Source organism: Raoultibacter timonensis, from assembly GCF_900240215.1.
Taxonomy (GTDB): domain Bacteria; phylum Actinomycetota; class Coriobacteriia; order Coriobacteriales; family Eggerthellaceae; genus Raoultibacter; species Raoultibacter timonensis.
Window position 1 is genome coordinate 751,819 of sequence record NZ_LT964679.1, and the last position, 12,360, is coordinate 764,178.

The 12,360-nt window shown below is 61.3% G+C and carries 11 protein-coding genes; 9 read left to right on the forward strand and 2 right to left on the reverse strand.

What is annotated here, in order from left to right; translation table 11 throughout:
• The first annotated feature begins 23 nt into the window (after positions 1–23).
• The 5 genes from C1722_RS03275 (at position 24) to C1722_RS03295 (ending at position 6,861) form a co-directional block, all read left to right on the forward strand.
• A complete protein-coding gene (locus C1722_RS03275) occupies positions 24–803 on the forward strand; it encodes an energy-coupling factor transporter transmembrane component T family protein (RefSeq protein ID WP_102377971.1) in 780 nt (259 codons plus the stop codon).
• A complete protein-coding gene (locus C1722_RS03280; protein ID WP_102377972.1) occupies positions 800–2,335 on the forward strand; it encodes an ABC transporter ATP-binding protein in 1,536 nt (511 codons plus the stop codon). Before C1722_RS03275 ends, C1722_RS03280 begins: the two co-directional genes overlap by 4 nt.
• Before the next feature lie 54 nt (positions 2,336–2,389).
• Positions 2,390–3,031 (forward strand): MptD family putative ECF transporter S component, encoded by a 642-nt coding sequence (locus tag C1722_RS03285; protein WP_102377973.1) that lies wholly within the window; start codon positions 2,390–2,392, stop codon positions 3,029–3,031.
• Between the two features lie 298 nt (positions 3,032–3,329).
• Positions 3,330–5,138, forward strand: coding sequence for an ABC transporter ATP-binding protein (locus tag C1722_RS03290; RefSeq protein WP_102379508.1), 1,809 nt, complete (start codon positions 3,330–3,332; stop codon positions 5,136–5,138).
• On the forward strand, positions 5,128–6,861 hold the full coding sequence (locus tag C1722_RS03295) for an ABC transporter ATP-binding protein (RefSeq protein ID WP_102377974.1): 1,734 nt from the start codon (positions 5,128–5,130) through the stop codon (positions 6,859–6,861). The genes C1722_RS03290 and C1722_RS03295 overlap by 11 nt, the downstream gene beginning before the upstream one ends.
• A 62-nt stretch (positions 6,862–6,923) precedes the next feature.
• Here C1722_RS03295 and C1722_RS03300 read toward each other — a convergent pair whose 3' ends face one another.
• Together C1722_RS03300 and C1722_RS03305 are read right to left on the reverse strand one after the other, a co-directional pair.
• The gene (locus C1722_RS03300; protein WP_102377975.1) at positions 6,924–7,346 is read right to left on the reverse strand and encodes a flavodoxin; all 423 of its coding nucleotides are present in this window, start codon (positions 7,344–7,346) and stop codon (positions 6,924–6,926) included.
• Positions 7,343–7,996, reverse strand: a complete 654-nt coding sequence (locus C1722_RS03305) for a DUF3793 family protein (protein WP_102377976.1) — start codon at positions 7,994–7,996, stop codon at positions 7,343–7,345. Before C1722_RS03305 ends, C1722_RS03300 begins: the two co-directional genes overlap by 4 nt.
• Before the next feature lie 360 nt (positions 7,997–8,356).
• Here C1722_RS03305 and C1722_RS03310 point away from each other — a divergent pair, with 360 nt between their 5' ends.
• From C1722_RS03310 to C1722_RS03325, 4 genes are all read left to right on the forward strand, one after another.
• Positions 8,357–9,103, forward strand: coding sequence for an HD-GYP domain-containing protein (locus C1722_RS03310; protein ID WP_219724270.1), 747 nt, complete (start codon positions 8,357–8,359; stop codon positions 9,101–9,103).
• Between the two features lie 193 nt (positions 9,104–9,296).
• Positions 9,297–10,709, forward strand: coding sequence for a uracil-xanthine permease family protein (locus C1722_RS03315; protein WP_102377977.1), 1,413 nt, complete (start codon positions 9,297–9,299; stop codon positions 10,707–10,709).
• 166 nt (positions 10,710–10,875) lie between these two features.
• Positions 10,876–11,097, forward strand: coding sequence for a hypothetical protein (locus tag C1722_RS03320; RefSeq protein WP_102377978.1), 222 nt, complete (start codon positions 10,876–10,878; stop codon positions 11,095–11,097).
• A 362-nt stretch (positions 11,098–11,459) separates the two neighbouring features.
• Complete coding sequence (locus C1722_RS03325) at positions 11,460–12,122, forward strand: TetR/AcrR family transcriptional regulator (protein WP_180995016.1); 663 nt, start codon at positions 11,460–11,462, stop codon at positions 12,120–12,122.
• Positions 12,123–12,360 lie beyond the last annotated feature (238 nt).

Genomic DNA, 12,360 nt, shown 5'->3' on the forward strand with positions numbered 1-12,360 from the left:
GGCGATTCGCTAAATTATTAGCCATGACTAACTTTAAGCATACATCAGATGCGGCCGTTGCGGCAAGCACATGGCTGCACGAAGGCACCGAATCCCCAAGGACCGCTCGCCGACTTGATCCGCGCGTGTCTCTTTCGATTCTCGTCTTACTCAACCTGATCGCGTTTGCGCCGACGAATCGCCTGGTCGAGATAAGCGCCGTTGTCGTGTGCGCCGCGGTCATGGGGTGGTGCGGCCGACGCTCTGCCATGTTCAGATGGCTTGCTGCTTACGCGGTTATCTTTGCGGCAGGGTACGCTATCGTGCAGTTTCCCAATGACGTAACAGCATCGTTTGCCGCCATGATCATCACATTTCGTCGGGTGTTCTGTGTGGGAATGTTCGCTTCGAACATGATCGCAACGACGCGTGTGGGCGAGATGGCCTCGGCTTTGCAGCGCATCCGTGTTCCGCGCGGCATGATATGCGGGCTGTGCGTTGCATTGCGCTTTTTCCCCACGATGGGAAAGGAGTTCGTATCGGTTGTTGAGGCTATGAAGGTTCGCGGATTCGCCCTTACGCCGGCTTCGATCCTGCGTCGTCCTGCGGCAACGGTGGAAAACCTTTTGATTCCCGTTATGAGCAGGCTTGCGATCGTGGCCGATGAGCTTTCGAACGCGGCCATAGTGCGCGGGATCGACTCGGACGAGCCGCGAACGTCGTATTACGATTTGCGCTTTTCGGGCATCGATGCCGTATTCTTGCTCCTGTTCTGCGCAATCGCCGCCTCCGTTGCCCTCGCGAAGACCGGGGTGGTCGCATGAGCGCGCCAGAGCAGGCGGCAGGGAGAGCCGAATTCGCCGTCGATATAGAAAACGTCTGCTTCTCGTATGCTTCGGATCCGGGGGTTCGCGCTCTCGACGGCGTGACGCTTCGGGTTCCCTGGGGGCAATGCATCGTGCTTACGGGATCGTCGGGCTGCGGGAAAACAACGGTGACGCGATTGGTGAACGGGCTTATCCCCGCTGCTTACGGCGGAGTGCTCGAGGGCGGGGTGGGCATAGCGGGCACGTCGCTTACCGACTGGTCCGCCGACAAGCTGTGCCGTCGGGTCGGCTCGGTGTTTCAGAATCCACGCAGCCAGTTCTTCAACCTTGATACCACGTCTGAGGTTGCGTTCGGATGCGAGAACCTCGGACTGCGGCGCGACGATATCCGCCGCCGTGTCGACGAGGCGTTTCGGATGTTCGGGATCGGGCATCTGAAAGACCGCGACATCTTTGCCCTTTCGGGAGGCCAGAGGCAGATGGTCGCCATCGCCTCCGCGTGTGCCATGGGGCCCGACATCCTCGTATTCGACGAGCCGACCGCTTCCCTCGACGTCGCCTCGATGCGCCTGCTCGCCCGCACCATCGCGCGACTGAAGGCGCTTGGGAAAACGGTGATTGTAGCCGAGCACCGACTGTGGTGGCTTGCGGAAGTTGCCGATAGGGTGGTGGTTATGCGGGAAGGCCGAATCGACCTCGATTGCGATGCGTCGTCGTTCTCCCGCTTGGATGCGGGGGAGCTCGCGCGGCTCGGGCTGCGCGCTTGGAATATCGAGCAGACGGGCTTGCCGCCTGCTTTCCTCGGAGGCGATGCGGGCGGTGTGGGGCTCGAGGTCGAGAATCTCCGCGCCTCCTATCGGACGGGCCCCGAGGTTCTCAAGGGCGTCGAAGCATCGGTGGAGCGGGGCGCTATCGTTGCTTTGGTCGGGAGAAACGGCGGAGGCAAGACGACGTTTGCGCGCTGCTTGGTCGGCCTTCACCGAGAGTCGGCGGGAACCGTAAGATTTGGAGCGACCGTACCGAAGCGCCGTGCGCGCCCCGAGCACGCTTTTCTTGTTATGCAGGAACCGGGATACCAGCTTTTCGCCTCCAGCGTTCGCGGCGAGCTCGAAAGCGCGCTTGGGCAAGGGGGTTCGAAGCGGGAACCTGGTGAAATCGACGATACGGTTGACGGAGCGCTCGAACGGTTCGGGCTTGCTCATCTCGCCGATCGCCATCCCCTTTCGCTTTCGGGCGGGCAGCGCCAACGGCTTGCCATCGCGGCGGGGACTTCCCAGGGTGCCGAACTGCTCGTCTTGGACGAGCCGACAAGCGGACTCGATTGCGAGAACATGAAGCGGGTCGCACGCGAGCTGCGGCTCGCGTGCGAATCGGGTACGTGCGCCATCGTCATAACGCATGATTTCGAATTCATCGAAACGGCGTGCCAGTCGGTCCTGCACCTCTCTGACGGCGTCATCGGGGAAACCTTCCCCGTCAACACATCAACATTGCCTCGAATCAGAAGCATTCTCGGATTCGGCGGTTGAACCAACAGGCTCGAAAGCCTGAAATCCGGTAGCAAGAGAAAAGGAGTACGCATTATGGGAAGCGCTGCGCAAGCAAAAAAGCCAAGTACGGTAGTGGGGGCTGGGAACGCCTCGGGAAAACTCGTTGGAAAAGACTACATTACGATAGCCGTGTTCGGCCTGCTCATGTTTTTGGTTTTCTTCGCCTTCTCGATGGTGCTCGGCATGAACGCGAACGCGTTCTGGTTCACCCATGCGGCAGGGTCGCTCGTTGCGGGTATCGTCTGGATGTACGTAGCCGCCAAGGTGCCCAAGCGCGGCGCATTCGCCGTTATGGCGGTGCTCGTAGCGGTTGTCGCGCTGCTGCTCGGCATGGTGTGGACGGGCCCCGCTGGCATTGTGGTGGGCGGTCTCGCAGCCGAAGCCATTGCCGGGGCAGGGGACAAGAGGACCGCAACGCGCAGCATCGCCGCCTTTGCGGCGTTCACGCTTTGCTTTTGGGTCGGGCAGGAATCCATGGTGATTATGGCGGGGCAATCCTACGTGGATATGGTGGTGGAAATGGGCATGAGCGCCGAGTACGGCCAGACGTTGGTCGATTTCACGAAAAGCCCGCTTGCTTTGGTTGCCTTGGTTGCGACGGCGGTGTGTCCGCTTATCGGCGGCTGGATCGGCTCGAGGCTTTTTTGCAAGCACTTCGCCCGCATCGCCGCGTGAGGGCATGGCTTTCGGAATGATGCGCCGATATTTCGGCTTCATCGTCAATTCGGCGCAAAGCGGTGCTCTATTTCAGCTTGGTCGTTCTATAGTTTGCCTAATCTAACAAATAGGACTCGCTCTATGCGGGCCGCATCGCAGGTTTCATCCGATGCGGCCCGCAGGCGCGTTGCAGCAAGAGAAAGGAAATCTTATGGCCGACGATGCGGGCTCGACGCCGCAATCCCATCCATCCCGGGGCCCGGGCGCAGCTTTTGGCGTTTCAGGTTCCGAAGCATCTCACCGGAAAAACCCCCTTATGCGGTTGCTCGATTTTGCGGGACCGCATAAACGGCTGACGATTTTGGGCTGCGTGCTTTCGGCGGTAAACGCGCTTCTGTCCATCGCAATGCTCGTGTGCGTGTGGTTCGTCGTGCGCGACCTTGTGGCCGTCGCCCCCGATTGGGCCGCCGCCCAAAGCGCCCCGCTATACGGCGCTGGGGCGCTCGGATGCGCGCTTGCGGGGCTTATCGTGTACTTCTGCGCGCTTATGTGCACGCACCTTGCAGCGTTTCGCACTGCCACGAACATGCGCAAGGCGGCGCTCGAGCATCTTGCGAAGGTGCCGCTCGGGTTCTACAGCGCGCGTTCGACCGGCGAGCTGCGCCGCATCATCGAGGGGTCGACGGGGCTTACCGAGGGCGTGCTTGCGCACCGCATCCCCGATTTCGTGGGTGCGCTTGTGACGCCGATCGCGTATTTGGCGGTACTGTTCGTGTTCGACTGGGTGATGGGGCTCGTCTGTCTCATCCCCATAGCCGCTTCGGCTTTTTGCATGTTCCTCATGATGGGCGGCGGCATGAAAGACAAGGACGGCGAGGGCAACTCGAATGCCATGTCGTTTATGATGAACTATCAAAACGCACTCGATCGGATGAACAAAGCGGCGGTCGAGTACGTGCGCGGCATCCCCGTCGTAAAGGTGTTCCAGCAGACCGTGAACTCGTTTCGGGCGTTCCGAGAATCGATCGCAGCCTACCGAGATTTTGCGACCGCGTATGTGAAGATGTGCGAGGCACCCCAGGTCGCCCAGCTCGTAGCCATCAACGCGACGTTCTTCGTGCTCGTTCCGACGGGTATCCTTCTCGCCTATGCGGCGGGCGATTTCGGGGTGTTTCTCACGAATTTCCTGTTCTACGTCATCTTCTCGGCGCTCACAACAATGATGATGAGCAAGGTCATGTACGCTTCGCAGGCGGTTACCGAAGCGCAGGACGCCGTCGGCAGAATCGAGGGGATCCTCGGGGCGCCGCTCATGGCGGAGGTTCCCGTCGAGGGAGCCAAAGTTCCTGCTGACGATTCGATTGAATTCGATCGCGTAGGCTTTCGCTATCCCGGAAACGACGCATGGGCGCTCGACGGCGTAACCTTGCGCATACCGGCAGGAGCCACGGTCGCGCTGGTCGGCCCCTCGGGCGGGGGGAAGACCACGGCCGCAAGCTTGGTGCCGCGCTTCTGGGACGCTTGTGCGGGCCGTGTGCTCGTGGGCGGCGTCGATGTGCGCGACATATCGAGTGACCTGCTTATGGAGCGCGTGGCCTTCGTGTTTCAGAACGATCATCTTTTCAAACAGAGCCTCGCCGACAACATCCGTGCGGCAAAGCCGACTGCAACGCGTGCCGAGGTGGAGCGTGCAGCGCATGCGGCGCAGTGCGACGACATCATCGAGAAGATGCCCCAAGGGCTCGATACGGTGGTGGGAACCAAGGGCATCTACCTTTCAGGGGGAGAATGCCAGCGCATCGCACTTGCCCGCGCGATTCTGAAGGATGCGCCGATCATCGTGCTCGATGAGGCGACGGCGTTCGCCGATCCCGAGAACGAAGCGCTCATTCAAAAGGCTCTTGGGACGCTTACCGAGGGAAAGACCGTGCTTATGATTGCGCATCGGCTTTCGACGATCGTCGGCGCCGATTGCATCTACGTGCTCGATGGCGGCAAGCTCGTCGAATCGGGTACCCATGACGGATTGCTGGAATCTCGGGGGCTGTACGCCCGCATGTGGGCCGATTATCAAACGTCGGCTTCATGGCGCATCGAAGGAAGGGGGGACGGCCATGCTGCATAGGGTATTCGGCCTCACCGAGCAGGGTGCGAAAAACTTCAAACGCGGCGTTTTTTTCTGTACGCTCGCAAACCTCGTGCTCATGGCTCCCATAGGCATTCTGTTCATGCTGGTCAACGATTTCATGAACCATCTGACGGGGAACGCTCCGCTGCCCGATCCCTGGCTTTATCTAGCGGGCTGCGTTGCCATCCTCGTGGCCATGGCCCTCACCCAATGGGCCGAGTATGCGAACACCTACCTCGTGGTATACGACGAGAGCGCTCGCAAGCGCACCGATCTGGCCGAACATTTGCGCGAACTGCCCCTTTCGTTTTTCGGCAGGCGCGACCTATCGGATCTGACGAACACGATCATGAAGGATTGCGCCGATCAGGAGCGTATGTTCATGCACGTCATGCCGCAGCTGTTCGGCACCGGTATATCGACGGCGATCGTCATCGTAGGCATTTTCTTCTATGATTGGAGGCTGGCGCTCGCGGCGTTCTGGGTTGTGCCCGCGGCCATCGGCATCATGGCGGTATCGGGAAAGCATCAGCAACGCAAGGCCAAGGTCATGGAGGATGCACGTCTCGCTATGAGCGACGGCGTGCAGGAATTTCTCGAGTGCGCTCAGGAGATCCGCGCGACCAACCGCTCGGGCGATTTCCTCGCCGAGCTGTCGGGTAAGCTCGATGCGTTCGAGCGCGGCCAGGTGGTCTCGGAGCTGACGACGGGGGCGTGCGTGACCTCCGCTCAAGCGCTGCTCAAGCTCGGCATCGGTACGACCGTTTTCGTCGGTGCTGCGCTGCTCGTCTCGGGCCAGGTCGATTTCATGACGTACTTTGCGTTTCTGCTCGTGGTTACGCGCATGTACGACCCGGTCAACATCATCCTGCAATCGATCGGCGAACTTCTGGCCATGAGGCTTTCGATCCGCCGCACGCAGGACATCGCCGCCGAAGAGGCCATGCGCGGTTCGTCGACGTTTGCGCCTTCGGGCCACGATCTCGTATTCGACGATGTGACGTTCTCGTACAAGACGGGCGAGCGCGTGCTCGAAGGTGTGAGCTTCTGCGCGAAGGAAGGCGAAGTGACGGCGCTTGTGGGGCCGTCCGGCTCGGGGAAGTCGACCGTCGCGAAGCTCGCGGCGCGGTTTTGGGACGTCGATTCGGGCCGCGTGCTCGTGGGGGGCGTGGATGTGTCGGGGGTTGATCCTGAAACGCTGCTGTCGGATTACGCCGAAGTGTTCCAAGACGTGGTGCTGTTCGACGATACCGTAAGGGAGAACATTCGCCTGGGAAGACGGGGTGCGACCGACGAGGAGGTTCTTGCCGCTGCTCGGGCTGCAAACTGCGATGAGTTCGTCAGTCGTATGCCGCAAGGCTACGATACGCTTATCGGAGAGAACGGCACGCGTCTTTCGGGCGGCGAGCGCCAGCGCATTTCAATTGCGCGCGCTCTTTTGAAGGATGCGCCGATCGTGCTCTTGGACGAGGCGACCGCATCGCTCGACGTGGAAAACGAGAGCCAGGTGCAGGCGGCGCTCTCGCGCCTGCTGGCCGGCAAAACGGTGCTCGTGATCGCTCATCGCATGCGCACGGTGGCCAATGCCGACAAGATCGTCGTTCTCAAGGAAGGCTCGGTGGCCGAACAAGGCTCGCCCGAAGAATTGATGGCGCAGCCCGGCGGCGTGTACCGGCGCATGGTCGAACTTCAAAGCGAGAGTGCGAGCTGGGCGATATAGAAACGGCGCAGGGCTTCGTTGTGAGAACGAAGCCCTGCGGCCTAAGGCGCTTTGGACGGGGGCTACGCTGCGAGCAGCGCCCCGAGGCGCACGCATTCGGAGGTCGCTTCATCGTCGGGATAGTCCTTCGCAATGACCGAGTCGACGAGTTCGAGGCCTGCGCTGACGGCGCGATCTTCCCATAGCTCCATCCACTCTCCGTCGTTCCAGTCGTATGACCCGAACAACGCGACGGGTTTGCCTGCGAGCAGCGGCTCCACCTCGTCGTACATGGGTAAAAACTCAGAATCCTCGAGCTCCTCGTCGCCCATGGCAGGGCAGCCGAACGCGTAGGCATCGAACGCGTCGAGTCTGTTGGGGCCAAAATCGCTTGCGCAGATGAGCTCGGCGTGCGCTCCCTTGCCCCGTACGCCTTCGGCGACGAGCTGAGCCATGGCTTCGGTGTTGCCCGTGCCGCTCCAATAGACGATTGCTACGTTTTTCATAGTGCAAACTCCTTTACTGAGTCGGTTACCGAGACGGTCCTGTCGCATGCGGTGAGGCTTTCGAGGGTTGCGCCCCCGTCGAAGAGGTTCTGGTAGAGGTTCGTGCAGTTCCTGAATCGACAGAAGCAGGCTTGTGCGTCGTGCGCGTTCGCGTACACCTTCCAGCAGCCGCTGCACAGGCTGTTCTCGCCTCGATGCTCGATGAACCCGACGACGTCTTCGAAGGGGTATCCGAGGAAGAAACCGATCTCGTGGGGGAACTCGCACGTTCCGCGCAGCCTGCTTTCGAGATCGGTCCCGCAGATGCGATGGTGCAAACGCTCGATGCAGCCGGCGAGGCAATCGGGGTCGTACCCCGCTTTTCTGAGATAGGATGCCACGTTGGGTTGCCGGATGCTTTCGCAGAGGATGGCGGGGCGGTAGACGAGCAGCAACGCTCCCGATTCCCGCCGTGCGAGAACCTCGAGACGTACGCCACGCGGCTCGAGCCGCGCTCGACAGGTGTTGAGCAGGCTCGGCTCGCATTCGAGTCTCGCCGCTTTGCGGGGGACGGTAAAGAGATTCGCCGGCTTAAGGCAGGCAAGGGTCGGCGTGCAGTGGCGCACGATCTTTCGCTCGAGCGAGCGGATCGGCGTGGTCTTTTCTTCCATAACGCTCCTTATCCACGTAGACGGGCGAATCTCACGGAGGGATGTCGCGCGCTGCGCTTGGGTAAGTTTGACCAGCTGGCGGTCGAACAAAGTAAACTTTGGTTAACATATAGGCGAGAAGGGGGATCAAGTCAAGGAAAAAAGCGGTAGGGGAAGAAAACGCACGCATTCCGAAACCGTTGGTTTCTTCCGTCGGCAGGCGTGCGTGCGAAAGCTGCGGGCGCGTTGGCGGGGCTGACGCGGACGGCGGTTCCCGTTCCGAAACCGCAACCGTTCTTTCGGCGTGTGGCGCGCTGCGGCCATTGCCTCGGTTGCGCTGCTGTGCTATAAAGTTATCTATAGCTAACAATTGAAAGGGGCATGGGTGTCATGATGGAGTTCGGGGCGGCGGACGCCAACGGGGCGTTGGGCTTCACGTGCGAAACCTGCACGACGAAGCAGACGTCAAAGCTGTTGCATGATCTGATCCAGAGCATTGTTTCGGCTCTTGAAGCGCGTGACCCGCATACCGCCGAGCACTCGTTGCGTGTGGGCGATATGGCTGAGAGGACATGCTCTCTCATAGGTTTGCCGGACGACGTTACGGCGACCATCCACATGGCGGCCCACGTACACGATATCGGTAAGATCGGCATTCCCGACAGAATCCTTCTGAGAAACGCCCGTCTGACGCCTGCCGAGCACGCGCTACTGCGCAACCACCCGAGAATCGGCTACGACATCCTTTCGGGATGCGAGAGCCTCGACGGCGTCGCCGAGATCGTTCTGCATCATCACGAACGCTGGGACGGCTCGGGCTATCCCGACGGGCTGGCGGGCGAGCGCATTCCCCTCGGTGCCCGCATCGTTGCGGTGTGCGACTCGATCGATGCCATGCTGGGAAAGCGGCTGTGCAAGAAATCGATGGCGCCGCGCGAGTGCGTACAGGAAATATTCCTCAATGCGGGTTCGATGTACGATCCCGACATCGCCTGGTTTGTGCTCAAGCACTGGGATGCCATCGTCGGCCGCGTCGAGTTCAGGGATTTCATCGTTGCCGAACCGGGGGCCTATCATGCGCTGTGCTGCAGCGTCCCCGCTCCCAAAGCGCTCGACCTCATCGCTTGATCCGGTTTCTGCCGCACGCGAGGACGGTTGGGTTTTTCTCGCTCGACGGTCAGCGACTTCCACCGTATCGCTCGCACGTTTTTTCCTTTGACGTCACCAAGACCTTCCCTTTGTGGCACAATTTGGAAGATTGGGTTCGGACGGAACCGAACAGCCGCCGTGCGCGGCGTTTCGTAAGAAGGGGAGATGACACGTGAGCAAAAACAAGCCAACGCCCACTATGGGGGCCCAAGACAGCCCGGATGCGGTATACGATGCGCGTACGCTCGGTGCGCCGAAAATGGCATTGTTCGGTTTACAGCACATGTTTGCCATGTTCGGCGCGACGATCCTCGTGCCAACGTTGACGGGGTTGTCCGTGTCGGCAACGCTCCTGTTCGCCGGCGTGGGAACGCTTCTGTTCCACCTGCTGGCCAAGGGCAAGGTGCCGGCATTTCTCGGTTCGTCGTTTGCGTTCATTGCGGGTTATGCCGCTATCGCGCCGAACGGCGAGGCCGACCTGCTTCCGTACGCTTGCCTGGGCGTTGCCTGCGCGGGTCTTCTGTACCTCGTGCTGTCGGCGCTGTTCAGGATATTCGGCCCCACGCGCGTCATGCGGTTCTTCCCGCCCGTCGTCACCGGCCCCATCGTCATTGCGATCGGCCTCATCCTTGCAAGCTCGGCGATCGGCAACGCTTCGACCAACTGGGCCATCGCCATCGTTGCCATTGCGGTCATCGTGGTGTGCAACATCTGGGGCAAGGGCATGATCAAGATCATCCCCATCCTCCTCGGCGTTATCGTGTCCTACGTCGTGGCGGCGGTTGCGGGCGTGGTCGACTTCACGCCGGTGGCCGAGGCCGCATGGATCGGCGCTCCCTTCCAGTGGAGCGATACGGTGTTCTCCATCTTCGGAGCCGATTTCAACGCGGGCCTTGCGATCACGGCCATCATCACCATCATGCCGCTCGCGTTCGCTACCATGATCGAGCACATCGGCGATGTTTCGGCCATCTCGTCGACGGTTAACCGCAACTACATCGCCGAACCCGGTCTGCACCGCACGCTTCTGGGCGACGGCCTGGCCACCATTCTCGCGTCGCTGTTCGGCGCGCCCGCCAATACGACCTACGGCGAGAACACCGGCGTGCTTGCGCTCACGCGCGTGTTCGATCCGCGCGTTATACGCATCGCTGCCGTTTTCGCTATCGTGTTCTCGTTCTGCCCGAAGTTCGCGGCGGTCATCTCGGTCATGCCCGCCTGCGTCATCGGCGGCGTCTCGCTCGTGCTGTACGGCATGATCTCGGCGGTCGGCATCCGCAACCTCGTGGAGAACCACGTCGACTTCATGAAGAGCCGCAACGTCATCATCACCGCGCTCATCCTCGTGCTTTCGCTCGGCATCGCCTACAGCGCTGCAGGTGCCATCGTGGTTCCCGTCGGGGAGATCACCATCTCGCTGTCCGGTTTGGCAGTGGGCTCGATCGTGGGCATCCTGCTCAATATGATCCTGCCGGGACACGAGGACATACCGGGTCAAGAACCCCAGGCGCTCGAAGAATACGACGAGTTGGATCGATTGCCGCTCGAGGGATCGTATGAGGGGCTGGCGAACGCAGAGAAATAGCGTTTGCATCGCGCATGGCGATCAAGCAGTCAAGGAAGCGCCTTCGGGCGCTTCCTTTGTTTGGGCGAAGGTGCTGTGAGGAAATCGTGCTATTGGTGCCCATAAGTTAACAATAGCTAACTTATGGTATCATGGTTTCGGTACAGGTTGGCGAAAGGCGGTTTTCATGGTGGTTGGCGTTTGCAAGTCGCTTGAAGAGGGGCGGACGTATTCCTATGCGGATCTCAGCGAGCGGTTCGGTTTGCGCAAAGCGGAGTTCGAGCAGATCCTCGACTATCTGATCGACCGCGGCTGCCTGAAGCCGAAGCTGTTCGAATCCGTCTGTCTCGACGGGGCGACCGTCGTGACGTGCATCCCGTTCGAGCACCGCGTGCGTTGGGAGGCCTAGCGCCGCGCTTCGGCGGCGACGGCAGCGGGCGCTTCGTCTGAAGCGCACTGCCCGCCCGGCTCCGATTGCGGTATCATGGCGGTACTGCAGCGAATACGAGCCGGGGATCGGAGGACCATGCAACGAGACGACGCGCGGAACGGGGCGGGCGCGCGCGAGCGCGGCATGTCGGGTGCGGTGCGGGAGGTCATGGACAAGGGCCTCAACGGGGCCCCGCTCAGAACGGTCGCCCCTGCCGCCCAGGGGACGGCCGGTGCCATATACCGGGNGCGGGCGCTTCGTCTGAAGCGCACTGCCCGCCCGGCTCCGATTGCGGTATCATGGCGGTACTGCAGCGAATACGAGCCGGGGATCGGAGGACCATGCAACGAGACGACGCGCGGAACGGGGCGGGCGCGCGCGAGCGCGTCATGTCGTGTGCGGTGCGGGAGTTCATGGACAAGGGCTTCAACGGGGCCTCGCTCAGAACGATCGCCGCTGCCGCCGAGGTGACGACTGGTGCCATATACGGGTATTTCCCCAGCAAAGAAGCGCTGTTCGACGCTATCGTCGCGCCTGCCGGCGACGAGCTCCTCGCGCGCTACATCGCCTCCCAGGAACGGTTCTACGCGCTGCCGTTCGAAGATCAGACTTTCGAGGGCATGCAGGACTTCGAGAGGGGGGTCGTGCACGAGATGCTCGATTTCGTGTACGACCATCGCGGGGAGTTCCTGCTGATCTTCGCCAAGTCGGCCGGTACGTCGTGGGAGACCTACATGGAGCGCTTCGTCGACGTCGAGGAGGAGAGCACCCACCGCTACACGCGCGAGATGCGCGAGCGGGGCGTCGAGCTGGCCGCGATGTCTCCTGCGACGGCCCGCATCCTGTCGAGCATGTTCTTCCGCGGCTACTTCGAGCCGCTGCTCGCCGGCATGCCGCGTGGGGAGGCGCATGGTTTCATCGCCGACTACGAGCGGTTCTTCCATGCGGGCTACGTCGCGCTCATGGAGCCGCAGCAAAGCGAGGATTCGAAAGACGCGCAGTAGGGCGCGTGTTCCAGGGGCGGAGCGATGCGGGCGCTTGACGGGGCACTGACGCGCCTGCTAGGTGCGACCGCGCAGGCGAAGCGGGGGTTCGGTGCAAGAAATTGCGGTTTTGCGTTCTGGGACGGCCTCGAACGGTCGACACTCGCCATTACCGGTTGATTGCGCGTATAGCGCGTTTTCGTTTTCGCAGATGGCGCTTAATGCGCTGGCCTATTTTGGTTCTGGGCGAACCTTCGAT